The organism is Nonomuraea sp. CA-218870 (genome assembly GCF_050936535.1).
GTDB lineage: Bacteria > Actinomycetota > Actinomycetes > Streptosporangiales > Streptosporangiaceae > Nonomuraea > Nonomuraea corallina.
The window spans coordinates 5,933,593-5,959,584 of sequence record NZ_JBNJMN010000001.1 but is presented as its reverse complement, the minus strand read 5'-3'; the positions used below and the strand labels follow the sequence as shown (position 1 = coordinate 5,959,584).

General features: G+C 72.5%; 26 protein-coding genes. 19 read left to right on the top strand and 7 right to left on the bottom strand.

What is annotated here, in order from left to right; genetic code table 11:
• The first annotated feature begins 87 nt into the window (after positions 1–87).
• The 5 genes from ACQEUU_RS28340 to ACQEUU_RS28320 all read left to right on the top strand — a co-directional run bounded on the left by ACQEUU_RS28340 (position 88) and on the right by ACQEUU_RS28320 (position 4,248).
• Positions 88–615, top strand: coding sequence for an RNA polymerase sigma factor (locus ACQEUU_RS28340; RefSeq protein WP_433071573.1), 528 nt, complete (start codon positions 88–90; stop codon positions 613–615).
• The gene (locus tag ACQEUU_RS28335; RefSeq protein WP_433071571.1) at positions 612–1,418 is read left to right on the top strand and encodes a zf-HC2 domain-containing protein; all 807 of its coding nucleotides are present in this window, start codon (positions 612–614) and stop codon (positions 1,416–1,418) included. The genes ACQEUU_RS28340 and ACQEUU_RS28335 overlap by 4 nt, the downstream gene beginning before the upstream one ends.
• Positions 1,415–2,257 carry an ABC transporter ATP-binding protein gene (locus ACQEUU_RS28330; RefSeq protein ID WP_433071569.1) on the top strand — a complete coding sequence of 281 codons (843 nt, stop codon included), beginning with the start codon at positions 1,415–1,417 and terminating at the stop codon, positions 2,255–2,257. The genes ACQEUU_RS28335 and ACQEUU_RS28330 overlap by 4 nt, the downstream gene beginning before the upstream one ends.
• Complete coding sequence (locus ACQEUU_RS28325) at positions 2,254–3,051, top strand: hypothetical protein (RefSeq protein WP_433071567.1); 798 nt, start codon at positions 2,254–2,256, stop codon at positions 3,049–3,051. Before ACQEUU_RS28330 ends, ACQEUU_RS28325 begins: the two co-directional genes overlap by 4 nt.
• A gap of 249 nt (positions 3,052–3,300) precedes the next feature.
• Positions 3,301–4,248 (top strand): hypothetical protein, encoded by a 948-nt coding sequence (locus ACQEUU_RS28320; RefSeq protein WP_433071565.1) that lies wholly within the window; start codon positions 3,301–3,303, stop codon positions 4,246–4,248.
• A 157-nt stretch (positions 4,249–4,405) separates the two neighbouring features.
• Here ACQEUU_RS28320 and ACQEUU_RS28315 read toward each other — a convergent pair whose 3' ends face one another.
• The gene (locus tag ACQEUU_RS28315; protein ID WP_433071563.1) at positions 4,406–5,068 is read right to left on the bottom strand and encodes a hypothetical protein; all 663 of its coding nucleotides are present in this window, start codon (positions 5,066–5,068) and stop codon (positions 4,406–4,408) included.
• Between the two features lie 105 nt (positions 5,069–5,173).
• Here ACQEUU_RS28315 and ACQEUU_RS28310 point away from each other — a divergent pair, with 105 nt between their 5' ends.
• From ACQEUU_RS28310 to ACQEUU_RS28300, 3 genes are all read left to right on the top strand, one after another.
• Complete coding sequence (locus tag ACQEUU_RS28310) at positions 5,174–6,298, top strand: sensor histidine kinase (protein WP_433071561.1); 1,125 nt, start codon at positions 5,174–5,176, stop codon at positions 6,296–6,298.
• Positions 6,295–6,948, top strand: coding sequence for a response regulator (locus tag ACQEUU_RS28305; protein ID WP_433071559.1), 654 nt, complete (start codon positions 6,295–6,297; stop codon positions 6,946–6,948). Before ACQEUU_RS28310 ends, ACQEUU_RS28305 begins: the two co-directional genes overlap by 4 nt.
• 87 nt (positions 6,949–7,035) lie before the next feature.
• Positions 7,036–7,491: a VOC family protein gene (locus ACQEUU_RS28300; protein WP_433071557.1), complete on the top strand. Its 456-nt coding sequence runs from the start codon at positions 7,036–7,038 to the stop codon at positions 7,489–7,491.
• 53 nt (positions 7,492–7,544) lie between these two features.
• Here ACQEUU_RS28300 and ACQEUU_RS28295 read toward each other — a convergent pair whose 3' ends face one another.
• A complete protein-coding gene (locus tag ACQEUU_RS28295) occupies positions 7,545–7,868 on the bottom strand; it encodes a putative quinol monooxygenase (protein WP_433071555.1) in 324 nt (107 codons plus the stop codon).
• A 122-nt stretch (positions 7,869–7,990) separates the two neighbouring features.
• Between ACQEUU_RS28295 and ACQEUU_RS28290 the strand changes: the two genes are divergently transcribed.
• A complete protein-coding gene (locus ACQEUU_RS28290; RefSeq protein WP_433071553.1) occupies positions 7,991–9,439 on the top strand; it encodes a hypothetical protein in 1,449 nt (482 codons plus the stop codon).
• Here ACQEUU_RS28290 and ACQEUU_RS28285 read toward each other — a convergent pair whose 3' ends face one another.
• The gene (locus tag ACQEUU_RS28285; RefSeq protein ID WP_433071551.1) at positions 9,440–10,156 is read right to left on the bottom strand and encodes a hypothetical protein; all 717 of its coding nucleotides are present in this window, start codon (positions 10,154–10,156) and stop codon (positions 9,440–9,442) included.
• A 252-nt stretch (positions 10,157–10,408) separates the two neighbouring features.
• On the opposite strand from ACQEUU_RS28285, the gene ACQEUU_RS28280 reads away from it, so the two are divergent.
• Positions 10,409–10,951, top strand: coding sequence for an HD domain-containing protein (locus ACQEUU_RS28280; RefSeq protein WP_433072015.1), 543 nt, complete (start codon positions 10,409–10,411; stop codon positions 10,949–10,951).
• Positions 10,952–11,217: 266 nt separating this feature from the next.
• The gene (locus ACQEUU_RS28275; protein ID WP_433071549.1) at positions 11,218–13,173 is read left to right on the top strand and encodes a GTP-binding protein; all 1,956 of its coding nucleotides are present in this window, start codon (positions 11,218–11,220) and stop codon (positions 13,171–13,173) included.
• On the opposite strand, the gene ACQEUU_RS28270 is transcribed toward ACQEUU_RS28275, so the two are convergent.
• On the bottom strand, positions 13,170–14,318 hold the full coding sequence (locus ACQEUU_RS28270; RefSeq protein ID WP_433071547.1) for a DUF418 domain-containing protein: 1,149 nt from the start codon (positions 14,316–14,318) through the stop codon (positions 13,170–13,172). The two genes, ACQEUU_RS28275 and ACQEUU_RS28270, sit on opposite strands and share 4 nt — an antisense overlap.
• A gap of 237 nt (positions 14,319–14,555) precedes the next feature.
• Here ACQEUU_RS28270 and ACQEUU_RS28265 point away from each other — a divergent pair, with 237 nt between their 5' ends.
• Positions 14,556–15,041 carry an N-acetyltransferase family protein gene (locus tag ACQEUU_RS28265; protein WP_433071545.1) on the top strand — a complete coding sequence of 162 codons (486 nt, stop codon included), beginning with the start codon at positions 14,556–14,558 and terminating at the stop codon, positions 15,039–15,041.
• On the opposite strand, the gene ACQEUU_RS28260 is transcribed toward ACQEUU_RS28265, so the two are convergent.
• The gene (locus tag ACQEUU_RS28260; protein ID WP_433071543.1) at positions 15,042–15,221 is read right to left on the bottom strand and encodes a hypothetical protein; all 180 of its coding nucleotides are present in this window, start codon (positions 15,219–15,221) and stop codon (positions 15,042–15,044) included. It lies immediately after the preceding gene.
• 88 nt (positions 15,222–15,309) lie between these two features.
• On the opposite strand from ACQEUU_RS28260, the gene ACQEUU_RS28255 reads away from it, so the two are divergent.
• Positions 15,310–15,783 carry a lamin tail domain-containing protein gene (locus tag ACQEUU_RS28255; protein ID WP_433071541.1) on the top strand — a complete coding sequence of 158 codons (474 nt, stop codon included), beginning with the start codon at positions 15,310–15,312 and terminating at the stop codon, positions 15,781–15,783.
• An 85-nt stretch (positions 15,784–15,868) separates the two neighbouring features.
• Here ACQEUU_RS28255 and ACQEUU_RS28250 read toward each other — a convergent pair whose 3' ends face one another.
• Together ACQEUU_RS28250 and ACQEUU_RS28245 are read right to left on the bottom strand one after the other, a co-directional pair.
• Positions 15,869–16,165: a hypothetical protein gene (locus ACQEUU_RS28250; protein ID WP_433071539.1), complete on the bottom strand. Its 297-nt coding sequence runs from the start codon at positions 16,163–16,165 to the stop codon at positions 15,869–15,871.
• Entirely contained in the window at positions 16,162–17,136 is a 975-nt protein-coding gene (locus ACQEUU_RS28245) for a helix-turn-helix transcriptional regulator (protein ID WP_433071537.1), read from the bottom strand. Before ACQEUU_RS28245 ends, ACQEUU_RS28250 begins: the two co-directional genes overlap by 4 nt.
• A gap of 61 nt (positions 17,137–17,197) precedes the next feature.
• Here ACQEUU_RS28245 and ACQEUU_RS28240 point away from each other — a divergent pair, with 61 nt between their 5' ends.
• From ACQEUU_RS28240 to nirD, 6 genes are all read left to right on the top strand, one after another.
• Entirely contained in the window at positions 17,198–18,313 is a 1,116-nt protein-coding gene (locus ACQEUU_RS28240; RefSeq protein ID WP_433071535.1) for an epoxide hydrolase family protein, read from the top strand.
• A gap of 138 nt (positions 18,314–18,451) precedes the next feature.
• Complete coding sequence (locus ACQEUU_RS28235; protein WP_433071534.1) at positions 18,452–19,762, top strand: MFS transporter; 1,311 nt, start codon at positions 18,452–18,454, stop codon at positions 19,760–19,762.
• A 4-nt stretch (positions 19,763–19,766) separates the two neighbouring features.
• Complete coding sequence (locus tag ACQEUU_RS28230) at positions 19,767–21,851, top strand: molybdopterin oxidoreductase family protein (RefSeq protein WP_433071532.1); 2,085 nt, start codon at positions 19,767–19,769, stop codon at positions 21,849–21,851.
• The gene (locus ACQEUU_RS28225) at positions 21,848–23,242 is read left to right on the top strand and encodes an FAD-dependent oxidoreductase (protein WP_433071530.1); all 1,395 of its coding nucleotides are present in this window, start codon (positions 21,848–21,850) and stop codon (positions 23,240–23,242) included. The genes ACQEUU_RS28230 and ACQEUU_RS28225 overlap by 4 nt, the downstream gene beginning before the upstream one ends.
• Positions 23,239–25,668 carry a nitrite reductase large subunit NirB gene (gene nirB / locus ACQEUU_RS28220; protein WP_433071528.1) on the top strand — a complete coding sequence of 810 codons (2,430 nt, stop codon included), beginning with the start codon at positions 23,239–23,241 and terminating at the stop codon, positions 25,666–25,668. The genes ACQEUU_RS28225 and nirB overlap by 4 nt, the downstream gene beginning before the upstream one ends.
• On the top strand, positions 25,665–25,991 hold the full coding sequence (nirD, locus tag ACQEUU_RS28215) for a nitrite reductase small subunit NirD (protein ID WP_433071527.1): 327 nt from the start codon (positions 25,665–25,667) through the stop codon (positions 25,989–25,991). Before nirB ends, nirD begins: the two co-directional genes overlap by 4 nt.
• Position 25,992 lies beyond the last annotated feature (1 nt).

The window sequence follows — 25,992 nt, the reverse complement described above, 5'->3', positions numbered from 1 at the left end:
ACGGGCCAACCAGGGCGAGAAATGGGACATGATGAACCGTTCCGCTCCCGTGGTGCGACAGGTGGACGTGGAACGGATGGGAATGCGATGAACGACTACGCGGGGTGGAGCGATCCAGACCTGCTGGAGGCCGTCGCCGGCGGTGACCGGCGGGCCTTCGAGACGCTCTACGGACGGCACGCGCCCTGGCTGGTGGTGCGGCTGTCGCGCCGGTGCGCCGATCCGGGCGTGGTGGACGAGGCCGTGCAGGACACGTTCGTGGCCGTGTGGCGGACGGCGCGCGCCTGGCGCGGCAGGGGCCAGGTCGCGGCGTGGATCTGGGGGATCGGGATCCGGCGGCTGCTCGACCAGCTCCGCGGCCGGCCGCTCGCCCTGGTCAGGGCGGGCGAGGAGATCGTGGTGTCCGCCGAGGAGCAGGTGCTGCTCGGCATCGAGTACGGCGAGCTGGGGACGGCGCTGAACCGGCTCTCGCCCGAACTGCGCGCGGTCGTCCAGGCGACCGTGCTGGACGGGCTGACGACCCGGGAGGCGGGCAAGCTGCTCGGCATCCCGGCGGGAACGGTGAAGACCCGGATGATGCGGGCCAAGGCGCAGCTGAGAGAGGTGCTGGCATGAGCACGGCCTGGCACATGGACGACGAGCTGGCCGCGGACTACGCCCACGGACGGACCGGGCCGACGCTCGCCGCGTCGGTCGAGGCCCACCTGCCGGCCTGCGCCGCCTGCCGGGGGAAGCTGGCGCCCGAGGTGCCGCGCGAGCGGCTGGACCGGGTCTGGGACGAGATCACGGCGGCCGTGGACGCGCCGCGGCCGACGCCCTTCGAACGGCTGCTGCGGGCGCTCGGCGTGCCGGAGCACACCGCGCGGCTGCTCGCCGTGACGTCCTCGCTGAAGCCGGCGTGGATCGCGGCGGGCGCGGTGGCGCTCCTGTTCGCGGCCCTGGCCAGCGGGGAGACGAGCCGGTTCGGGACGCTCGTCTTCCTCGCGGTGGCGCCGATCCTGCCGGTGGCGGGCGTGGTGCTGGCCTACGGGCGCGGCGCCGACCCGGCTCACGAGATCGCGTTCGCCGCCCCGTACTCCGTCGTCAGGCTGACGCTGCTGCGCGCCGCGGCCGTGCTCGGGGTGTGCGTGGCGCTGGCGCTGGTCATCGGGTTCGCCGTGCTGGGCGACGGGGGGTTGATGGCCGTCTGGCTGCTGCCCGCGCTGGCGCTGACCACGCTGACGCTCGCGCTGGCCGGGTGGCTCGACCCGCTGATGAGCGGGGGCGCGGTCGCCGCGGTGTGGTTCGCCGGGTTCGCCGCGGTGGCCGCGTACGAGGTGCGGCCGGTGCTGTTCGGCTCGGTGGGCCAGCTCGCGTCGCTGGCCGTGTTCGCCGTGTCGGCGTTCGTGATCTTCATTCGTCGCAGGGAGTTCTCGTGAACGACACGGTCGTCGTCGACGACGTGAGCAAGTCCTTCGGGCGCAGCCGGGCCCTGTCCGGGCTGTCCTTCACCGCGCAGAGGGGCGTGACCGGCCTGCTCGGGCCGAACGGCGCGGGCAAGACCACGCTCATGCGGCTCCTGGCGACCGTGCTGGCCGCCGACTCCGGCCGGGTGCGGCTGCTCGGCTGGAACCCGGTGTACGACAGGTTGGAGATCCGGCGCAGGCTCGGCTACCTGCCGCAGGAGCCCGCGTACCAGCGCGGGTTCACCGTGTTCGAGTTCGTCGACTACGTGGCGATACTCAAGGAGATGGCCGACCGCCGCGCCCGGCACGACGAGGTCCGCCGGGTGATCGCCGAGGTCGGGCTCACCGACGTGCGCGGCAAGAAGATCAGGACGCTCTCCGGCGGCATGCGGCGCCGGGTCGGCATCGCCCAGGCCCTGCTCGGCGACCCCGAGCTGGTGCTGCTCGACGAGCCCACGGCGGGGCTGGACCCGGAGCAGCGGCTGCGCTTCCGCGAGCTGATCTCCCGGATCGGCGAGAACCGCACGGTGCTGCTGTCCACTCACCAGACGGAGGACGTGGCGGCGCTGTGCGAACGGGCCGTGGTGCTGAAGGACGGCCGCTGCGTCTTCACCGGGACCCCGCAGGAGCTGCGCGCGGTCGCCCGCGGCCGGGTGTGGCAGTCCTCGCGCCGGGCCGGGGTGCTGTCGTGGCGCACCGGCGAGGGGGACTTCCGCAACGTCGGCTCGCCGCCCGCGGACGCGACGCTCGTCCCGCCGACCGTCGAGGACGGCTACCTGCTGCTGCTCGACGGCGCCAAGGCGGCGGCATGACGGCCGGGGCGATGTGGGCGCCGCCCGAGCCGCCCCAGGTCCTGCCGGTGCTCGCGATGAAGGAGGCCTGGCGCTTCGTCAGGCATCCGCTGACGCTGGTGGGCATGGCCCTGTGGGTCCTGCGGGTGGCCGACGACGGCTGGGACGGGCCGCGGCCAGCGTTCAGCGCGCTGACCTCGGAGATGACCATCTACTGGGGGATCCCGCTGTTCTTCGCCGCGCACCTGGTGGCTTCTTCCGCCAGGCGCGCCGAGGAGCTGTTCGCGGCCGTCCCGAGCGACCAGGCCAGGCGCACCGCGGCGCTCTGCCTGGCCGCTCTGGGACCGTTCGCGCTGTCCTGCACCGCCCTGGCGGTCCTCGTCGGGCTGTACGAGGTGACGGGCAACGAGCTGGAGCGCTTCCCCACCCTGGGGGAGCTGGCCGCCGGGCCGGTGAACATGCTGGCGGGCTGCCTGCTCGCGGTCGCCGTGGCCCGATGGCTGCCGTGGCGCGGGGCCCCGGTGCTGGTCATGCTGGGCCTGATCGTGGTCAACATGTTCGTGATCGAGACCCGGGACTGGTACATGTTCTCCATCTACCTGGAGTTCGCCCTCTGGGGGCCGCCGCCGTACCTCGACGCGGTCGGGTTCGTGCCGGTGCACGGCGGGCCGCACGCGCTCTACCTGCTGTCGCTGGGCCTCGGGGCGGGGGCGCTGGCGATGCTCAAGGACGGACCGCGGCCGGGGATCTGGCTGGTGTCCGGGGTGGCGGCGGTGGTGAGCGCGGTCATTACCGGGATGGCTCAGCTGTGGTGATCCGCATAACCGGGCTGATCCTGAAACGGTCTAAATAGGGACAAAGGGCCGAAATGGAGAATCGGCTGTAATGGGGATTTATATGGTTCCTGGCGGGCCGGCACGGCATTTCCGCATGGTAGGACTTTGCTGGTAGCTGGCAGTACCGGCAGGTTCGGCGGGTGGGCCATGGGTATTTCCGTACAAGTCGTACAGAGGCGAAGCGACAGGAAAGCAATAGCCGCGCCTTGGACGTATACGGAAAGAAAAATGACAAGAGGAAACACGCAAAAGACACATCGCCGGAACGGCCTGCTCTGGGTCGCCGCGGCGTCGATCACTCTCGCGGCTCCCCTGGCTTCATGGGGACCCGCGTACGCCGGAACGGCCGACCGGCCGGGTCCTGACAGCGCCGTCCCGGGCGAGCGCCCCAACCGGTGGAACGCCGACGACCCGGACCGCTCCTGGGACACCCGTGACTACGAGAATTCCTGGGACCGCGACATTTCGTGGGATCGGGACAACTCGCGGGACCGCGATGATTCCTGGGACCGGAGCTCATGGGACCAGGACAATTCCTGGGATCGGGACAATTCGTGGGACCGCGACAACTCGTGGGACCGCGACAACTCCTGGGACCGCGACAACTCCTGGGACCAGGACAACTCCTGGGACCGCGACAACTCCTGGGAGCGCCGGAGCTCGTGGGATCTCGAAGGGCCCGTGGACCATCAGCCGATGACCGCGTTGAACGACGAGGCCCCCATCGCGGACCCCTCGGACGACGACACCCAGCGTCAGACCGAGGCGATGCGGCGACCGGTCGACGAGGGCCGGCTTCCCGCAGAGGAGACGCAGGTTCCCGAGGAGGAGGTCCAGCGTCCGGCTGACGAGGCGCAGGTCCTCGTTGACGAGACGCAGCGTCCGGCCGAGGAGCCGCAGCGTGCCGCCGATGAGACGGTCGCCGCGGAGCAGGCCCAGCGGCAGAACGACGAGCGCCGGGACGACCGGACTCTCAACAACGCACAGGCCACGAACAACTACGTGTCGATCTTCGTCCCGACGTTCAACCCGTTCGCCGGGCAGGGACAGGATCTGGCCGCGGCCGACGCGGACGGCCTGACCGAGGTCGGTCAGGCCGCCGCCCAGCAGGCGGGCCGTGAGTGGTCGCCGCGCCTGCAGTTCTTCCTGCCCAAGGCGGCGGAGAACGTGCAGTAGTCCGCGTGCGCCGTCGCCGGTGGGAACGCCGCGGCGGGCAGCTGCCCGTCCGTGATCCGTACCAGGACCTCGGACGGCGGCTGATCTGTCACGCCGGAGAGACCGGGCGGGCGCCGCGTACAGCGCGGCGCCCGCCCGCGGGCGTTCCGGCCCCGGGTCACGCCGCGGGCGCCTGCTCGCCGGCCCACTCCCGGTCGCTCATCCTGATCAGGGAGACGCCGACCGTGCCGTACACGATGAGCAGGATCACCGGCCCGGCGAGGCCGAGGAGCATGTTCCACTGGTTGGCGCCGACCAGCCAGACGACGATGCCCGCCGTCACGCCGGCGGGGAACCACCAGCCCGCGCGCCCGGCTCTGGCGTACGCCACGGCCACGAGGATGAGGCCGAGGAAGGACCCGAGCATGCCGGGGATCTGCCAGCCGACGATCATCGCGGGCTGGGCGGCGTCCATCAGGATCCGCTCCGCCTGCTCGCGCGGCAGGGTCTGGTAGAGGACGATGTCGAAGAAGTCGGCGATCATCAGCGACGAGAAGTTGATGAGTCCGAGGACGGCGGCGGCGCCGGCGAGGTTGGCCAGCAGCGCGCCGCGCCGCCGGACCAGGTGGACCAGGCTGATGACGCCGGGCACCCACAGCACCCAGGCGTAGTGCAGGAGGGTCGAGCTGACGCCGGCCGTCATCGGGCTGTCGGCGTAGGACATGAAGTCGTCGGTCGACTCGGTGGGGTCCACGGCCATGCCGAGCAGGAGGCAGAGGGGCGCCAGGACGAGGCAGACGCCGGCGGCCACGCGGCGGAAGGTGTTCGGGTTCGCGAGCATGCGGGAACCGTACGGACCGGCGCCCGCTCCGGGCGTCAATGCGAGCATTGAACCTGTTATCCCCCCGATGGGGGATCCGGCCCGGTCACAAGTCATACTTCCGCCATGGCATCGCGGGTCCCCTCTCCGATCGACGCGCTCGTGGCGGGCGTGGTCGGGCTGTTCGCGGTGGCCGAGGAGGTCAGCGGGCGCACGGCGGCTCCCGACCGCCCCGAGGCGGCGTGGTGGATCGCCGCCGGGGTCGCCGCGGCTCTGCTGGTGCTGTTCAGGAGGCGGGCGCCGTTCGGGGCGCTGTGCGCGTACGCGACCGCGAACGTCGCGGCCTTCGCCCTGGTGGGGGAGGTGGCGGCGGCGTGGCAGTACTACACGCTGCTGCTCCTGCTGTTCACGCTGCTGAGCGAGGCGCACCCGCGTGACTGGCGGGCGGTGACGGGACTGGCGGTCGCGGGCGGCTTCGTGGCGGCGATGCTGGCCGCCTCCTCGCCGCCGCCGGGGTGGGGCGATGTCGCGGTGGCCGTGGTCATGAGCACGGTCGCGGCCGGCGCGGGCATCGCGGTGCGCCGCCACCGCTCGCTGGCCGTGCAGGCGGCGGAGCGCGGCGCGCTGCTCGCCCGCGAGGCCGTCTCCGCCGAACGCGCCCGCATCGCGCGCGAGCTGCACGACATCGTGGTCCACGGCGTGAGCGTGATGACCATGCGCACCGGCGGGGTGCGGCTCATGCTGGGCCAGGAGCGGCAGGCCGAGCGGGAGATCCTGGCCACCGTGGAGGCGACAGGCAGGGAGGCGGTGGAGGAGCTGCGGCTCATGCTCAACCTGCTGCGCGGGCCGGAGACCGACGCGACCGTTCCCCTCGCGGGGCTGGATCGCCTGGACGAGCTGGTCGACCAGATGAGCGCCGCGGGCCTGACGGTGAAGACGGAGATCCGCGGCGAGCCGGTGCCGCTGCCCCCCGGCCTGGACCTGTCGGCCTACCGGATCGTGCAGGAGGCCCTGACGAACACGCTCAAGCACGCCGGGCCCACCGACGTGACGGTGAGGATCGGCTACCGGCCGGGCGAGCTGACGCTGGAGGTCGTGGACCGGGGCCCCACCGGGCCGCCGCCCCGGGCGGGCGAGAGCGGCTACGGACTGGTCGGGATGCGGGAGCGGGTGGCGCTGTTCGGCGGGACGCTGTCCACCGGCCCGGTCCCGGAGGGCGGGTACCGCGTGCGGGCGGTGCTGCCGCTGTGACCGTCGGCGTCGTCGTCGCCGACGACCAGGCGATGATCCGGGCCGGTCTGCGGCTGATCATCGGCACCCAGCCGGACCTGACGGTGCTCGGCGAGGCCGCCGACGGCCGGGCCGCGATCGACCTGGTCGTCCGGCTGCGGCCGGACGTGGTGCTGCTCGACATCGACATGCCCGGCGTCGACGGCCTGGCGGCGGCGGGCGAGATCCTCGCCGCGCCGCGGCCGCCCCGCGTCATCATGCTCACCACGTACGACACCGACGAGAACCTCGACCGGGCGCTGCGCGCCGGAGTGAGCGGCTTCCTGCTCAAGGTGTCGCCGCCGGAGCGGCTGTTCGCCGCCATCCGCGCCGCCGCCGGCGGCGAGGCGCTGCTCGACCCCGCGGTGACGGGCCGCGTCATCGCCGGGTACGGCCGCGTACCGAAACCGCCGGCCCCGGCCGCGGAAGGGCTGACGCCGCGCGAGCGCGAGGTGCTGCGGCTCATCGCCGGGGGGCTGTCGAACGGCGAGATCGCCGCCGCGCTCGTCATCACCGAGGCCACGGTGAGCACCCACATCAACCGCCTGCTCGCCAAGCTCGGCCTGCGCGACCGCGCCCAGGCCGTCAGGTACGCCTACGAGCGGGGCCTGGTCCGTCCCGGCGACATCTGACGAAAATTTCCTGCCGGTCGTGTCGATCCGGCGCCGGGGCGTTCGACGCGTCAGCGACGACGGAAACGCAAGCGAAAGGACGCCGTCATGCAGAAGATCACTACTTTCCTCTGGTTCGACCACCAGGCGGAGGAGGCGGCCGCCTTCTACACCTCGATCCTGCCCGGCTCGCGGGTGGTGGAGGTCCAGCCGGGGCCGGACGGGAAGCCGATGATGGTCACCTTCGAACTGGCCGGGCAGCGCTACCTGGCGCTCAACGGCGGGCCGGCGGAGTTCGGGTTCTCCGACGCGATCTCGCTGCTCGTGGACTGTGAGACGCAGGAGGAGGTCGACACGTACTGGGCCAGGCTCACCGACGGAGGCGAGGAGGGGCAGTGCGGCTGGCTGAAGGACCGTTACGGGCTGTCCTGGCAGATCGTCCCGAGAGAGCTGCCCCAGTTGCTGAGCCACCCCGACCCCGCGGTCGCCGGGAAGGTGGCGCAGGCCATGCGGAGCATGAGGAAGATCGACGTGCGGGTGCTGCGCGAGGCCGCCGCGTCCTGATCCCCGGAGGGCCGGCGGACCCGCCGCCGGCCCGCCGCCGGCCCCCGCCGGGGTCAGTCGACCGCCATCTCGCCCAGGAGCGACCAGTCGTCCTGCGGGACGGTGGTGTTGACGATCCTCGGCGTCTCCGCCAGATGCGGAGGCAGGTCCCGCCGCGCCTGGCGGAAGTGGTCCGACTGGACGTGCGCGGCCCCCGCCTCGTCGTCCCTGAACGCCTCCACCAGCACGTACTCGTTCGGGTCGGCCAGGCTGCGCGACCAGTCGAACCACAGGCAGCCGGGCTCGGCGCGGGTGGCCTCGGTGAACTCCGAGGTGATCTCGGCCCACCGGTCGGCCGACTCGGGACGGACGCGGAACTTGGCGGTGATGAAGATCATTTAAGCTCTCTCGTCGTGATGGGTGTCGTTACCCATGGTAGGGCGAACCCTGCCGCTGACCAGGCATTCGGCGGGTGAACGCCCGGGTACGGACCGGCTCGGATCAACCGTTCGGAGCCGCCATGACCGTCACCCGCCCGCGCATGCCCGCCCTCACGTCCCGGCGCCTGCCCGTGCCCGCCCCCCTGCTGCTGCTCGTCCTCGTGGGCATCCTGTACGCGCTCGCGCAACTGGTCATCGTGTCGCCGTGGACGGGGATCGGCTGGGACGAGACCGTCTACGCCAGCCAGTACGCCACGCACGCGCCGCCCGCCGTGTTCAGCGCGCCCCGGGCGCGCGGGGTGCCGCTGCTGGTGGCGCCCGTCGTGGCGGTCACCGATTCGGTGCCGGCCCTGCGGCTGTACCTGACGGCGGTGTCGTCGCTGGCCCTGGTCGGCGCGTTCGCGGTCTGGCTGCGGGTGCGCTCCGGCCCCTGGGTGCCGCTGGCCGCCCTGCTCTTCGCGTCCTGCTGGCTGTCGCTGTTCTACGGCAACGAGGCCATGCCCAACCTGTACGTGGCGCTCGGCGCGGTCGCGGCCACCGGGTTCTTCGTGCTGGCCTCGCGGACCGGCTCGGCCGCCGCGCTGGCGGGGCTGGCCGCCGCGTTCGCGGTGGTGTCGTTCATGCGGCCGTCCGACGCGGTGTTCGCCGCGGCTCCGCTGGGCGTCGCGGCGCTGTTCACCCGGCGCCGGCTGCCGCTGATCGCCGCCGTCGCCGCCGGCCTCGCCGTGGGCTGGGGGCAGTGGCTGGCCGAGGCGGTGACCTCCTACGGCGGGATCGCCGAGCGGATGCGGGCCGCCGAGGGAGCCAACCTGACCGGGCTGACGATGTCGGTCGCCGAGCACGCGCGAGCCCTGGACGGGCCGTCGCTCTGCCGGTTCGGTACGCCGTGCGGGGACGTGTCGCCGGTCGCGCTGATCTGGTGGCTGGCGATCCCCGCGATGGCCGCGCTCGGGGTGTGGTGGGCCTGGCGGCGGCACCGGGCGGGGCCGGTCGCCCTGGCCGCGGTCACCGGGCTGGCCGTCGCGCTGCCGTACCTGTTCTACGTGGACTACGCGGCCCCGCGCTTCCTCATGCCCGCGTACGCGCTGCTGGCGCTGCCGGTCGCGGAGGCGGCGATCGGCCTGGTGCGGACGCGCGGGCCGCTGGCCGCGCTCGCGGCGGCGGGGGTGCTCGCCCACCTGGCCCTGCAGGGCGCGTACGCGCACCGCATGGCCGGGAACACGCGCGAGACCCGCGAGGAGATCCGGCTGGCCGGCGAGGAACTGCGGCGGCTCGGCGTGCGCCCGCCGTGCCTGGTGTACGGGCAGTCGGGGGTGCAGCTCGGCTATCAGCTGGGCTGCCGCTCGCATGGCGTCATGCAGCGCTTCGGCGTCCGGCCGCCGGCGCGGGTCAGGCAGGCGGTCGCCGCGGGCGAGCGGGTCGTCCTGGTCCACCGGAGCCTGCCGGCGCCCTCGTACGCCCGGTCCTGGCAGGAGCGGGCCCTGGCGGGCGACTGGAAGGCGCGGTTCGCCCCGCCGGGCCGGCCCTGATCAGTCCGGTTCGCGGGTGGCGTGCTCCGGCGGGCCGGTCGGCTTGAGCGTCGGGCCCGACTGCCTGGGCGAGGGGCTGGACGTGGGCGTCGGAGTGCCCGAAGGCGACGCGGGCAGGGTGGCGTACTGGCCGTCCCGCGGCAGCACCGGCACCATCAGCCGCATCTGGCCCGCGTCGCGGAAGACGAACGTCATCGGCACGTAGCTGCCGCTGATGCCGCTGGCCATGCCGATGGGCCGGTCCGCGCTGCTGCCGGCCTCGTTGGGGCGCAGCTCGACCGGCGCCACCAGGCGGACGGTCCCGCCGCCCTCCACGGTGACCCGCTCCAGCCGGTCGGGGTCCTTGCGGTCGCTGATCAGCACGGCGTACAGAGCCTGCTCACCGGACGACGCGGCGCCCGGTGAGCCGGTGGGCGAGGTGGCCGGGGACGCGGTAGGCGACGTGGTAGGCGACGTGGTAGGCGACGTGGTGGGGGACGCGGTAGGTGACGTGGTGGGGGATGCGGCGGGTGACGTCGCCGGAGATGTCGTGGGCGAGGCGGTGGTCGAGCCGCCGAGCAGGAACGCGTTGCGCACGTGCATTCCCTGCACGTCACCGTTCGCCCCGTCGTTCCCGGGCAGGTGCAGGCGGGCGGGGTCGTTGCCGTCGAACGAGCTGGAGCACCCGGTCGCGGCCAGGGTGAGGGCGGCGGCGCAGGCGAGCAGGCGCGTGGACATGCTGGACATGTCAGGGCGCTACCCCCGCGAGAGGCGGCGAACCTGTCCCCGGCGCCTTCGTGACGGAAAACGGGACTGCCGCAAAGACGTGGCGTACCGGAGCGGCGCCCGTTCTCCGCCGCCGGGCCTGGCCGGACAGGCCGGCACGGGGTTTCCGGTCGCTCGCGGGCGGGCACGGGTCTACGCCCAAGGGCCGGACGAGGGTGGAGGGGGATCATCGTGGCGGGCGAGCTTGCGGGAGTGGCGGGGCTGATGTACGAGTTCGGGCTGCTCAAGCGCTACAGGCGCACCGGCTGGCTGGTGGCCGGGGTTCGCGATCCGGAGAGCATCGCCGACCACTCCTTCCGCACCGCCGTCATCGCCGGCATGATCGCCAAGCTTGAGGGCGGCAACCCGGAACGGGCCGCGTTCATGAGCCTCTTCCACGACACGCAGGAAACCCGCATCACCGACATCCCGTACATCGGCAAGCGGTACCTCAAGGCGGCCTCCAACGAGGAGGTCACCGCCGACCAGACGCGCGCCCTGCCGGGGGAGGTGGCCGGGATGGTGAGCGACGCCGTCCGGGAGTACGAGGAGAAGGCCAGCCTGGAGGCGGTGTGCGCGCGTGACGCGGACAAACTGGAGTGCCTGATCCAGGCGGTGGAGTACCGCGAGCAGGGCAACCAGAACGTGCAGCCGTGGATCGACAGCTCGCTGGCCGCGCTGAGGACGCCCACCGGCAAGCGCCTGGCCGAGGAGGCGTTGCGTACCGGCACACTGGAGTGGATCATGCCGGTGCTCAACGGCGACTGATGGCGCACGCGAAAGGCCCCGGTCCTTGCTCATACCGGGGCCTTCGTCGCGCGCTACCTCCCAGGATCTCCGTGACATTTCATATCACAAAATTTCGTCCCATGAGTCAGATTTGCGAAATGTCGGATTTAAACCGGTTGAGAGGGCGTCCGCCTATCTGCTGAGCTGAACGACGGACCGGCACCCGAAACCAGGAGCAACAATGCGAGCGACTTTCATGTCCACCCCGCCGAAGAGGACCTTCTACGCACAGGACATGACGCTCCGTGAAAACACTCAACCTCGGGATTCTCGCCCATGTCGACGCCGGTAAGACGAGCCTGACCGAGCGGCTGCTGCACGCCGCCGGAGTCATCGACGAGCTCGGTAGCGTCGACGAGGGCAGCACCCGCACCGACACCCTCGCGCTCGAACGCCGGCGCGGCATCACGATCAGATCCGCCGTCGTCTCCTTCCCCATCGGCGACGTGACCGTCAACCTGATCGACACGCCAGGCCACCCCGACTTCATCGCCGAGGTCGAACGCGTGCTGGACGTGCTCGACGGCGCCGTGCTCGTGGTCTCCGCCGTCGAGGGCGTGCAGGCCCAGACCCGGGTGCTCATGCGGACCCTGCGGCGGCTCGGCCTCCCCACCCTGATCTTCGTCAACAAGATCGACCGTCGCGGTGCGGCGTACGGCGAGGTCCTCGACGGGATCAGGGACCGGCTGGCCCCGTCGAGCGTCGCCCTGTCGGCCGTCACCGGCCTCGGCACCCGCGCCGCCGCCGTCACCCCTGCCGCCGACCCGCGCCTGGCCGAACTGCTCGCCGACCACGACGAGACCCTGCTCGCCGCGTACGTGGACGACCGGCCCGTCACGGCCGGCCGGCTGCGCCGCGCGCTCACCCGCCAGGCGCGCGCCGGCCTGGCGCACCCGGTGTTCTTCGGCTCGGCCATCACCGGGGCGGGCGTGCCCGCGCTGATGCGGGGCGTCCGCGACCTGCTGCCCGCCGCGGAGCGCGACGCGAGCGGCCCGCCGTCGGGCGTCGTGTTCAAGGTCGAGCGCGGGCCGGCGGGGGAGCGGCTCGCCTACGTCCGCATGTTCTCCGGCACGCTCCGCGTCCGCGACACCCTGCCCGGCCACGGCAAGGTGACCGCGATCGCCGTCTTCGACCGGGGCGCGGCGATCCGCGCGGACGCGGTCGGCGCGGGGCGGATCGGCCTGCTGTCAGGACTCGGCCACGTCCGCGTCGGTGACCACGTGGGTGACGGCCCGGCTCGCGGCCGGGCCCGCCGTCACTTCCCGCCGCCCTCGCTGGAGACCGTCGTCGTGCCCGCGCGGGCCGCCGACAGGGGCGCCCTGCACGCCGCGCTCACCGAGCTCGCCGAGCAGGACCCGCTGATCGGCCTGCGGCAGGACGACGTCAGGCGGGAGACCTCGGTGTCGCTGTACGGGGAGGTGCAGAAGGAGGTGATCCAGCAGACGCTGGCCGAGGAGTACGGGCTGGAGGTCGCGTTCGAGGAGACCACCACGATCTGCGTCGAACGCCCGGCCGGCACCGGCTCCGCCCTCGAGGTCATCGCCCAGGACGGCAACCCGTTCCTCGGCACCGTCGGGCTGCGGGTCGAACCCGGCCCGATCGGGTCGGGGGTGGCGTTCCGGCTGGAGGTCGAGCTGGGGTCGATGCCGTACACGTTCATGCGCGCCGTCGAGGAGGCGGCGCGGCAGACGCTGCGGCAGGGCCTGCACGGCTGGGAGGTGATCGACTGCGTGGTCACCCTCACCCACACCGGCTACTGGGCGCGGCAGAGCCACTCCCACGGCGTGTTCGACAAGAGCATGTCCAGCACCGCGGGCGACTTCCGCAACCTGACGCCGCTGGTGCTGATGGACGCGCTCAAGCGGGCCGGCACCCGCGTGCACGAGCCGCTGCACCGCTTCCACCTGGAGATCCCCGCCGACCTGCTCGGTGGCGTGCTGCCGGTGCTGTCCCGGCTGCGCGCCGTCCCCGCGGGCTCGCTGCCGCGAGGTGAGGCGTATGTGATCGACGGGACGGTGCCGGCGGCGCGGGTGCACGAGCTGGAGCGGGCGCTGCCCGCGCTGACCCGCGGGGAAGGCGTCCTGGAGACCGCCTTCGAGGGCTACCAGCGGGTGTCCGGGCCGCCGCCGGTCCGCCGCCGCGTCGGCCACGACCCGCGCGACCGGAAGGAGTACCTGCTGCGCGTGGTCCGCCTGGTCTAGGCGGACCCGGACCGCGCGGGCGTCCGAGCCTGCCGTCGCGGCAGCCGGTAGGCCCACTGCCACGCGGCCTCCATCGGCCCCCGCTCGAACCGCCGCAGCCAGAGCGTGGACAGCGCCATGAACAACGCGCAGATGACCAGCCACGCCACCGGCACCCACCAGGGCCGCAGCCGGTCGAGCCGGGCCGCCAGCCCGAGCCCCCAGCCGTAGCAGAGGGCCGAGGCGACCACGTTCTGGAACACGTAGCAGCTCAGCGCGGTCCTGCCCACGTTGCTCAGGCCGCGCCGCAGCGGCCCCGGCGCGGCGTCCCGGCGCACCAGCGAGGTGATCAGGGCGAGCAGGCCCAGCGCCACCAGCGGCGGCAGCAGGTACCGGTCCACCAGGAACCAGGCGGGCCCGGCGAGTGTGGTGAGCAGGTTGAGCGGCAGCCCGGCGCCCAGGCCGGCCACCATGAGCCGGCGCCGCAGCGCCGCGCCCCGCTCGGTGCCGTCGAACACGCCGGCCCGCACCAGCCGCGCCCCCAGCAGGAACAGCACGATGCCGAGCGGCACGATGAGCACCGCCTCCGCCCGGTACGCCCAGGCGAACTCGATCCTGGACGCCACCTGGTCCAGATAGGACCCCTCGGTGAACAGCGTCCCCGCCACCCCGCCGGCCGGCGAGGCCCCGCTGGCGAGGAGCGCGGCCGTGCCCGCCCCCACCGCCAGCACGAACAGCGACCCGACGGCCGTCATCCAGGCGGTCACCACCCGGTCGCTCCGCCCGATCAGGTACGCGACTACGACCGCGGTCAGCGCGTACCCCATGAGCACGTCGTACTCGAAGACCAGCACGTAGTGCAGCAGCCCCTCGACGAACAGCAGCGCCGCCCGCCACAGGTACGGCCCCGGCCAGCGCAGCCCGCGCCGCCGGGCGGCGCGGTACTGCAGCTCCAGGCCGACGCCGAACAGCAGGGTCAGCAGGGCCAGGAACTTGCCGTTGGTGAGGAAGGTCAGTAACGCCTGCGCCGTCCCCGCCTGCCAGAGCGCCCCGCCCAGGTCGGCGGGCCCGCCGGGGCTGGTGAAGATCCAGATGTTGGTGCCCAGCGTGCCCGCGATGGCGACGCCCCTGAGCACGTCCAGTGCTTCGATCCTGTTGCCGTCCACCCTTCCCACGATGCCGTCGCGGGGAGGGGCGGACTTCGTCGCGAGGACTGATCCGCCCGTACATCGATCGATGTATTCGGGGCAGCCGTACGGGATGAGATTCGGAAACTGGGACATCAGGCCGCTCGGCGGCGGCGTGGGCTGCCTCACCATGATCATCGTGTCGGTCGTGCTGTCGGTGCTCCTGACCCTGGTCCTCAATCTGGTCCTATAGCGGACATGTCCTACCCTGTGGGCGTGATTCGCTCTGCCACCCCTGCTGACGTGCCCGCCATCCACCAGATGATCCGCGAACTGGCCGACTACGAGAAGGCGCTCGACGAGGCCCGGGCCACCGAGGAACAGCTCCACCTGGCGCTGTTCGGTCCCGAGCCCAAGGTCTTCGCCCACATGGCCGAGGACGACGGGGGCGAGGTGGTGGGCTTCGCGCTGTGGTTCCTGAGCTTCTCCACCTGGACCGGCACCCACGGCGTCTATCTGGAGGACCTCTACGTGCGCCCCCAGCACCGCGGCGGCGGCCACGGCAAGGCGCTCCTGGCCGAGCTGGCCCGGATCTGCGTCGAGCGCGGGTACGAGCGCTTCGAATGGTCCGTCCTCGACTGGAACGAGCCATCGATCAACTTCTACAGGTCCATCGGCGCCGTCCCCTGCGACGAGTGGATCCGCTACCGCCTCAGCGGCGACGCGCTGGAGCGGTTCGGCCCGGTCGGCGCCTCGAACTGATCACAGGATCGGTCGCCCGGACCACGGCGCACGGGGGCCGCTGATGTCCGCCGGGTGGACGCCCAGCTCGGACGGCGGCGTCCCGAAGATCAGCCAGCCCTCGCCCGATCCCGGGTCCTCCACGGAGGGCCAGCCGAGCACGTCGCGCAGGAAGGCCCGGTCAGCAACGGGTCCGTACACCGAACTGATACCTGTTCGGGCATGAGGGATCCCGGGGCGTCCCTACGATGTCACGGTCCAATTCTCCCGTTTCGCCCCTGGAGTCTCCATGCGTCTCCGATCCCTCACCACGGCCGCCGTGCTGGCCGCCGGCCTGGTCGCCGGGTCACAGCCCGCCCACGCCGCGGCCCCGGCCGTCAAGATCACCAAGATCTACTACGACTCGCCCGGCTCGCCGGACAACGGCGCGAACAAGAGCCTGAACGGCGAGTACGTGCAGATCAAGAACACCGGCAGGAAGAACGTCGACCTCGAAGGCTGGACCGTCCGCGACGAGACGAAGCGGCCCGACCACGTCTACACCTTCGGCGGGTTAACCCTCAAGCCCGGCACGACGCTCACCCTGCGCACGGGCCGGGGCGAGGACACCGGCACCACCCTGTACTGGGGCAGGAGCGGCGGCGGAACCTTCGCCTACATCTGGAACCAGTCCCGGGACACCGCCTACCTGCGGAACGCCACGGGCAGACTGGTCGACTCCTGCTCGTACAACTCGTCGGCGCGCGACTACGAGATCTGCTGATCCGCCGTCCCCCGAGCCAGAGGGCACGGGGTGAGAAAGCGGGAAGGCCCGCAGGCCCCCCCGGGGCTGCGGGCCTTCCCGGAAGTCACATTCCGGTTCCGGCGTGCACCCGTTCGGTGGTCCTGCTCTGGTTGTACAGCTCCTCGCGCCCCTCCTCACCGAGCTCATGGTGCGTCTCCTCGATGCGGAGCGCGACGCCGATGGCGAAGAACGTGGGCGCCCACTCGCCGATGAAGATCCCCCAGCGGTCGGCGCGATCCAGGGCCGCGCCTTCGTAGTTCTTCGACATCATCCAGCTGGCGAGGGCCAGGCCGACAGAGCCGAGACCTGCCAGATACATGTGATTTGACTTGATGCCCATCTTGTGGAGCGATTTGATCATGATGTCCCCCCTTGCTGTGAATGCTGTTCCCCTGACCCGGGAGAGGTAACCCCCGCACGCGCCGAGAGGCTCCGCAGGACTTCCAGCAGCTCAGGGGGGTCGTCGACGGCGAAGTCCGCGTCCAGGGCGAGGATGTGCAGCGCCAGTCGCAGGGGCGTCTCGCCGCCGGCGTGCACCACGCACGTCCGCTCGTCGACGGTCTCGACGAGCACCGACTCCGGCAGGTGCGGGGCGACGGCGGAGGCGGGCGCGTGCACGGTGACGCGCGCCCGGTACCGCATCAGCGCCGTGTCGACCCCTTGGGGCACGATCGACGCGGGCGGCTCCTCCCGGAGGGCGAACCGCGGCCCGCCGGGCGTCCGCAACGCGATCCGGTCGACCCGGAACGTCCGCCAGTCGTCCCGATCCACGTCCCAGCCGATCAGGTACCACCGCCGCCCGGTGTGCACCAGCCGGTACGGTTCCACGTCCCGCTCCCTCCCGGCCCCGTCGTGCGTCCGGTAGCCGAACCGCAGCCGGTGCCGGTCGCGGCAGGCGGCGGCGATGGCGGTCAGCGTCTCGGCGGGGACGGCCGGCCCGCCGGGCGCCAGTGACACGGTGGCGGCGTGCAGCGCCCGCACCCGGCGGCGCAGCCGGTCGGGCAGCACCTGCTCCAGCTTGGCCAGGGCGCGCAGGGACGTCTCCTCGATGCCCTCCACCGTGCCGGCGGTGCGCAGCCCGATGGCGACCGCCACCGCCTCCTCGTCGTCCAGCAGCAGCGGCGGCAGCTTGGCCCCGGCCCCGAGCCGGTAACCCCCGGTCACCCCCGGCGCGGCGTGCACCGGATAGCCGAGGCCGCGCAGCTTGCCGACGTCGTAGCGGACCGTACGGGGGCTGACCTGGAGGTGCTCGGCCAGGTCGGCGCCGGTCCAGACAGGCCGGGTCTGCAGGAGCGCCAGCAGGCGGAGCAGCCGCGCGGAAGTTTCCAACATGATCTGATTTTTCCGGAAATAGCGGCAAAAATCTTGCCACATTGCCTGGAACGGTGAACCCATGACGATCAGGGAATTCCACCTCGACATCCCCCAGGCCGACCTCGACGACCTGCGCGAGCGGCTGAGCCGGACGCGTTACCCCGTACAGACCCCGGGCGCGGGCCCCGAACGCGGCATGACGGTCGCGGAGCTGCGCGAGCTGGCCGAGTACTGGGCCACCGGCTACGACTGGCGCGCCCACGAGGCCCGGCTCAACGCCCACCCCCAGTACGTCACCGAGATCGACGGCCAGGACGTCCACTTCCTGCACGTGCGCTCACCCGAGACGGACGCCACCCCGCTCATCCTCACCCACGGCTGGCCCGGCTCGGTCGTCGAGTTCCTCGACGTGATCGGCCCGCTGACCGACCCGCGGGCGCACGGCGGCGACCCGGCCGACGCCTTCCACCTGGTGATCCCGTCCGTGCCCGGCTTCGGTCTCTCCGCCCCGCTGACCAGCACCGGCTGGACCCTCGACCGGATCGCCCGGGCCTGGGCCACGCTGATGGCCAGGCTCGGGTACGGGCGCTACGGCGCGCAGGGCGGCGACTGGGGGTCCGGGATCTCCCGCGAGCTGGGGCTGATCGACGCCGAGCACGTGATCGGCGTGCACGTGAACTATCTGATGACGTTCCCGTCGGGCGAGGAGGACGACCTGGGCGAGGCCGACCGGGAGAGGGTCGCGAAGCTGGAGGCGTTCGCCGGCGGCGACGCGGGCGGCTACCTGGCCATTCAGTCGAGCCGGCCGCAGACGCTCGGGTTCGGGCTGGCCGACTCCCCGGCCGGGCAGCTCGCCTGGATCGCGGAGAAGTTCCGCGACTGGACCGACCGGCCGGTGGACCGGGACCGGCTGCTCACGAACGTCACGCTCTACTGGCTGACGAACACGGCCGACTCGGCGGCGCAGATCTACTGGGAGTTCTCCCACGCCTGGTCGATGCCGCAGCCGTCGCCGACCCCGCTCGGGGTCGCGGTCTTCCCGCACGACATCGTGCTGCCGATCAGGAGTCTGGCCGGGCGGATGGACAAGGTGGTTCACTGGACGGAGTTCGCCACCGGCGGCCATTTCGCCGCGATGGAGGAGCCCGAGCTGCTGGTCCGCGACATCCGGGCCTTTTTCCAGGGCGTGCGTTAACGGAGTGTTTCCGCTGTGACGCATATGTATTGCCTGTTGCCCGGGTGAGTTACCCGTAACGAACGCACAGCGCCGATTCGTGTTTGTGCGTAACCCCGGATTCCTACGTTCGAGTCAGCTCAGAACGTAGGAGGAATGATGGCGCGCTGGATAGCCGAATGGCATCCCGACGACGCGGCCTTCTGGCGGACCACCGGGCGGAAGGTCGCCCGGCGCAACCTGGTCTTCTCGATCCTGGCCGAGCATCTCGGGTTCACCGTCTGGACCCTGTGGAGCATCGTGGCCGCCCAGATGGGCGCCTACGCGTTCACCACCGACCAGCTCTTCTGGCTCGTCGCGCTGCCGAACCTGATCGGGGCGGTGCTGCGGGTGCCGTACACGTTCGGGCCGGCCAGGTTCGGCGGGCGCACCTTCACCGTCGTCAGCGCGCTGCTGCTGCTCGTGCCCGCCGTGCTGCTCGGCCTGGCGGTGAGCGATCCGGACACGCCGTACTGGATGTTCCTGCTGATCGCGGCCACGGCCGGGGTCGGCGGCGGGAACTTCGCCTCCAGCATGGCCAACATCACCTACTTCTACCCGCGCGCCAAGCAGGGCGTCGCGCTCGGCCTGAACGCGGCCGGCGGCAACATCGGCGTCAGCTCGGTGCAGCTGGTCATGCCGCTGGTGATCGGCGCGTTCGGGCTGGCCGCCGCCGGGTGGTTCTGGCTGCCGTTCATCGTGATCGCCGCCGCCTGCGCGTGGTTCTTCATGGACAACCTGGCCAGTGCCAAGGCCAGCCCGCGCGAGCAGCTCGCGGTGACCGGCCGGGCCCAGACGTGGGTGATGTCGTTCCTGTACGTGGGCACGTTCGGCTCGTTCATCGGCTACTCGACCGCCTTTCCGCTGCTGAGCACGAGCCTGTTCCCGGACTCGCCGTGGGCCGCGGTGGCGTTCGCCGGGCCGCTGGTCGGGTCGCTGATCCGGCCGGTCGGCGGCTGGCTGGCCGACCGGCTCGGCGGGGCGCCGGTCACGCTGTGGAACTTCGCGGCCATGGGCGGCGGCGTCCTGCTGGTCTGGGCGGCGTCCACGTCGGGCGGCTTCTGGCTGTTCTTCCTCGCCTTCCAGACGCTGTTCCTGACCGCCGGCATCGGCAACGGCTCCACCTACCGGATGATCCCGGCGATCTTCCAGGCCAAGGCGGTGGCCGAGAAGGGCGACGACGAGGCGGCGCTGCTGCACGGCAAACGGCAGGCGTCAGCGGCCATCGGCATCATCTCCGCCGTCGGCGCGCTCGGCGGGTTCCTCATCAACCGGGCGTTCGGCATGTCGTTCGCCGCCACCGGCAGCCCGGCGGTCGCGTTCCTGGCCTTCGGCGTCTTCTACGCGAGCTGCGCCGCCCTGACCTGGTGGTGCTACCTGCGCACCGTCGGCGTCTCCCGGGTGGCCAGCCTCGCCCACGCGCGGGTCTGACCGCGTGGACGCGCCGGTGAGGACCCACTGCCCGTACTGCGCGCTGCAGTGCGGGATGGCGATCAGCGTCAGCGGGCCGGAGATCACCATCACCCCGCGGACCGACGTCCCGGCCAACGCCGCCGGAGCGCTGTGCCAGAAGGGCTGGACGGCCGCCGAGCTGCTCACCAACGGCGCCCGTCTGACCAGCCCGCTCCTGCACGGGCGGCCGGTCGCCTGGGACGTGGCGCTCGACCACGTCGCCGGGCGGCTGGCGGCCATCAGGCACGAACACGGCCCCGACGGCGTGGCCGTGTTCGGCGGGGGCGGGCTCACCAACGAGAAGGCGTACCTGCTCGGCAAGTTCGCCCGGGTCGCGCTCGGCACCAGCCAGATCGACTACAACGGCCGCTTCTGCATGTCGTCGGCGGCCGCCGCCTCCATCCGGGCGTTCGGGATGGACCGGGGGATGCCGTTCCCCGTCACCGACCTGGCCGGCGCGGACGTGGTGCTGCTGGCCGGCGCCAACCCGGCCGAGACCATGCCGCCGTTCGTCCGCCACCTGGACGGGCCGAGGCTCGTCGTCGTCGACCCGCGCCGCACCGCCACCGCCAGGCTCGCCTGGCTGCACCTGCGGCCCGCGCCCGGCACCGACCTGGCGCTCGCCCTCGGCCTGCTGCACCTGGCCGTGGCCGAGGACCTGGTGGACGTCGCGTACGTCGAGGAGCGCACCAGCGGGTTCGACGCGGTGCGGACCTCGCTGGCCGCCTGGTGGCCGGAGCGGGTGGAGCGGATCACCGGCGTGCCGGTGCCGCGCATGCGCGAGGCCGTGCGGGCGCTGGCGTACGCGAAGAACGCGTACGTGCTCACCGGGCGCGGCGCCGAGCAGCACGCCCAGGGCACCGACACCGTCACCGCGTTCGTCAACCTGGCGCTCGCGCTCGGACTGCCCGGCCGCCTCGGCTCCGGGTACGGGTGCCTCACCGGGCAGGGCAACGGCCAGGGCGGCAGGGAGCACGGGCAGAAGGCCGACCAGCTCCCCGGCTACCGCAGGATCGACGACCCGGCGGCCCGCGCCCACGTCGCCGCCGTGTGGGGCGTCGAACCGGACGACCTGCCGGGACCGGGCCGGTCGGCGTTCGAGCTGCTGGACGCGCTCGGCACGCCGGTGGGGCCGAAGGCGATGCTGCTGTTCGGCTCCAACCCGGTGGTGTCGGCGCCCGACTCCGTCCGGGTCGCCGAGCGGATCCGCTCGCTCGACCTGCTCGTCGTCTGCGACGTGGTCATGTCGGAGACGGCGGCGCTGGCCGACGTGGTGTTCCCGGTCACGCAGTGGGCCGAGGAGACCGGCACCATGACCAACCTGGAAGGCCGCGTGCTGCTGCGGCGGCGGGCGGTCGAGCCGCCGCCGGGCGTGCGGAGCGACCTGGAGGTGATCGCCGCGCTGGCCCGCCGGCTCGGCCACGACTTCGCCGACGAGCCGGGCGAGGTCTTCGACGAACTGCGCCGAGCCGCCGCCGGCGGCCCGGCGGACTACTCCGGCATCACGTACGACCGCATCACGGGAGAAGCGGGCGAGACCCGGGAATCGCGCGACGCCGGGGAGGGCGGGCGGGAGGCGGAAGCCGGGGTGTTCTGGCCGTGTCCGTCGCCGGACCATCCCGGCACGCCGCGGCCGTTCCTCGACGCCTTCGCCACCCCCGACGGCCGGGCCAGGTTCGTGCCGGTCGAGCACCGGGGCCCCGCCGAGGAGATCGACGACGACTACCCCGTCTACCTCACGACGGGCCGCGTGCTCGCGCACTACCAGAGCGGCGCGCAGACCCGCAGGATCGCCCCGCTCGCCGAGGCCGTGCCCGAACCGTACGTGGAGCTCCACCCCGACCTGGCCGGACGGCTGGACATCAGGGCGGGGGACCTGGTGCGGGTCGTCAGCAGGCGCGGCGAGGGCCGGGGCGTGGCCAGGATCAGCGACGCGATCAGGAGCGACACCGTGTTCATGCCGTTTCACTGGGAGGGGGCGAACCGGGTCACCAACCCGGCGCTCGACCCCACGTCCCGGATGCCGGAGTTCAAGGTCTGCGCCGTACGGGTGGAGCGGGTCGCATGAGGCTCGTCGTCGTCGGCAACGGGATGGCCGGCGCGCGCCTGGTCAGCGAGGTGCGGGCGCGCGACCCGCGGATGCCGGTCACCGTCTTCGGCGCCGAGCAGGGCAGGCCCTACAACCGGGTGCTGCTGTCGAACGTGCTGGCCGGCCAGGCCAGGCCCGACCAGCTCGGCCTGGTCGACCTGTCCTGGTACGACACGCACCGGGTGCGGGCGGTGCTCGGCGGCGCGGTCGCCTGGATCGACCGTGAGTCGCGCGCCGTGCACACCGCCGACGGCCGGCGCGAGCCGTACGACCTGCTCGTGCTGGCCACCGGCAGCGAGCCGATCGTGCCGCCGATCCCCGGCGTCGAGCGGGCCATCCCGTTCCGCACCCTCGACGACTGCGACCGCATCGTCAAGACGGCCGCCGACAGCCGCCGCGCGGTGGTCGTCGGCGGCGGGCTGCTCGGCGTCGAGGCGGCCCGCGGCCTGGCCGGGCGCGGGCTGCCCGTGACGCTGCTGCACCTGGCCGGCCACCTGATGGAGCGACAGCTCGACCCGGAGGCGGGCCTGGTGCTGGGCGAGACGCTGGCCGCACTGGGCGTCGAGACCCGGACCGGCGTCAGCGCCGCCGCCGTCGAGCGGGACGGAGTCCGCCTGGCGGACGGCGAACTGGTCGAGGGCGACCTGGTGGTGCTCGCCTGCGGCGTCCGCCCGCTCACGAGCCTGGCCGCCGAGGCCGGGCTGGAGGTGCGGCGCGGCGTCGTCGTGGACGACGAACTGCGCACCGACGACCCGTCCATCTTCGCCGTCGGCGAGTGCGCCGAGCACGACGGCACCGTGTACGGGCTGGTGGCGCCGGCGTGGGAGCAGGCCGCCGTGGCCGCCGACGTGATCACCGGTGGGAAGTCCCGCTACCGCGGCTCCCGGCTGGTGACCCGGCTCAAGGCGAGCAGCGTCGAACTGGCCGCGATGGGCGAGACCCACCTCACCGACGAGCACGCCGAGGTGGTGCGCTTCAGCCACCGGGCCCGGGGCACCTACCGCAAGCTCGTCATCCGCGACGACCGGCTGGTCGGCGCGATCCTGCTGGGCGACACCGACGCCGTCGGCACCCTCACCCAGCTCTACGACCGCGGCGGGCCGGTGCCGGGAGACCGGGCCGGGCTGCTGTTCCCCGGCCCGGCGTCGGCGGCCAGGGCGGAGAGCCCGACGCTGATGCCCGACGCGGCCAGGGTGTGCCACTGCAACAACGTGACCAAGGGACAGATCAGGGCCTGCTGGGAGGCGGGCGCGAAGGACGTGGCCGGCGTGGCCGCCGCCACCAGGGCCACCACCGGCTGCGGCACCTGCCGGGAAGCGGTGGCGGGGATCGTCGGCTGGCTGTGCGAACAGGAAGGGGTCCCGGCGTGAGGAAGATCGTCGTGGCCGGGTACGGCCCGGCCGCCCACCGGCTCGTGGAGGCCCTGCTGCAGCGGGGGTTCGACGGCGCCATCACCGTCATCGGGGAGGAGCCCAGGTCCGCCTACGACCGGGTGGCGCTCACCTCCTACCTGAGCGGCGTCGCCGCCGACGAGCTGTCCTACCCGGTGCCGCCCGGCGTGGTGACCAGGCTGAACAGCCGCGTCACCGGCATCGACCGGCGGGCCCGCCGGGTGGCCGTCGAAGGCGGCGAGCCGGAGCCCTACGACGTGCTGGTGCTCGCCACCGGTTCCCGGCCGTTCGTGCCGCCGGTGCCCGGCGCGGAGCACGCGCACGTCTACCGCACCATCGGCGACCTCGACGCCATCAGGATGGCGGCCAAGGAGGCCGCCGACGGCGTCGTGGTCGGCGGCGGGCTGCTCGGGCTGGAGGCCGCCGACGCGCTGCGCGGCCTCGGGCTGCGCACCCACATCGTGGAGATGAGCCCGTGGCTCATGCCCCGCCAGGTCGACGAGGGCGGCGGCGCGGTGCTCAAGGCCCACATCGAGGCGCTCGGGCTGAGCGTGCACACCGGCTCGGGCGTCCAGGAGGTCGTCACCGGCCGCGACGGACGGGTGGCCGGGCTGCGCACGCCCGACGGCACGCTGATCGAGGCCCAGGTCGTGGTCTTCTCCGCGGGGATCAGGCCGCGCGACGAACTGGCCCGGGACTCCGGGCTGGCGGTGGGGGAGCGCGGCGGCGTCGTCGTCGACTCCGCCATGCGCACCTCCGACCCGCATATCTACGCCATCGGCGAGTGCGCCGTGCGCGACGGCATGGTGTACGGGCTCGTCGGGCCGTGCTTCACCATGGCCGAGGTCGCCGCCGACCGGATCACCGGCGGCGGCGCGACGTTCGACGGCGCCGACCTGTCCACGAAGCTCAAGCTGCTCGGCGTCGAGGTGGCCCAGTTCGGCGCCATGGAGGGCGCGCTCGACGTCACCTACATGGACCCGGTGGCCGGCGTCTACAAGAAGCTGTTCATCAGCGACGACGCCGGCACGCTGCTCGGCGGCATCTGCGTCGGCGACGCCTCCCCGTACGGCACGCTGCGCCCCTACGTCGGCAAGCCGCTGCCCGCGCCCCCCGCCGACCTGCTGTTCACCGGCGGCGGGGTCAGACTGGACCTGCCCGACGAGGCCCAGGTGTGCTCCTGCAACAACGTCAGCGCCGGCGTCGTCCGCTCCGCCATCACCGGCCAGGGGTGCGCCGACGTGGCCGGGCTCAAGGCGTGCACCCGCGCCGGCACCACCTGCGGCAGCTGCGTGCCGATGCTCAAGCAGCTGCTGGAGAAGGCCGGCGTGGACACCGGCAAGGGACTGTGCGAGCACTTCGCGCACTCCAGGGCGGAGCTGTTCGACATCGTCCGGGTGCGCGGCATCGGCACCTTCTCCCAGCTCATCGCCGAGCACGGGCAGGGCCGCGGCTGCGACGTGTGCAAGCCCGCCGTCGCCTCCATCCTCGCCTCGCTGCACCACGGGCACGTCCTGGAGGGCGAGAACGCCGCCCTGCAGGACACCAACGACCACTTCCTCGCCAACATCCAGAAGAACGGCACGTACTCGGTCGTGCCGCGCATCCCCGGCGGCGAGATCACCCCCGACAAGCTCATCGTCATCGGCGAGGTGGCCCGCGACTTCGGCCTCTACACGAAGATCACCGGCGGGCAGCGGATCGACCTGTTCGGCGCCCGCGTCGACCAGCTCCCGCAGATCTGGCGGCGGCTCGTCGACGCCGGGTTCGAGTCCGGCCACGCCTACGGCAAGGCGCTGCGCACGGTGAAGTCGTGCGTCGGCTCGACCTGGTGCCGGTACGGGGTGCAGGACTCGGTCGGCCTGGCCATCGCGCTGGAGCTGCGCTACCGGGGGCTGCGCTCGCCGCACAAGCTCAAGTCGGCCGTCTCCGGCTGCGCCCGCGAGTGCGCCGAGGCCCGGTCGAAGGACTTCGGCGTCATCGCCACCGAACAGGGCTGGAACCTGTACGTGGGCGGCAACGGCGGCTTCAAGCCCCGGCACGCCGACCTGCTCGCCGCCGACCTGACGACCGAGGAGCTGGTCAGGACCATCGACCGGTTCCTGATGTTCTACATCCGCACCGCCGACCGGCTGCAGCGCACCGCCGCGTGGGTGGAGTCGCTCGACGGCGGGCTCGGCTACCTCCGCTCGGTGATCGTCGACGACGCGCTCGGCATCTGCGCCGACCTGGACGCCCACATGGAGCGGCACGTCGCCGCCTACGCCGACGAGTGGCGGGCCACGCTGGAGGACCCGGACAAGCTCAGCCGCTTCGTCAGCTTCGTCAACGCGCCGGGGGTGCCCGACCCGTCCATCGTGTTCGAGACCGAAAGAGACCAGATCAAGCCGGTGGTGATGTCATGACCTGGGTGAACGTCTGCGGCTACGACGTGCTGCTGCCCGAGCGCGGCGTGTGCGCGCTGGTGGACGGCGAGCAGGTGGCGCTGTTCCGCACCTACGACGGCGCGGTGCACGCGCTGGGCAACCGCGACCCGTTCAGCGGGGCGTACGTGCTGTCGCGCGGGATCGTCGGCACCAGGAAGGGCGAGCCGACCGTCGCCTCGCCGCTGCACAAGCAGGTGTTCTCACTGGTCACCGGGCACTGCCTGGACGAGCCCTCGGTCGCGGTGCCCGTCTACCGGGCCAGGGTCGACGGCGGCACCGTGTCCGTGTCCGTGAGCGTTTGAT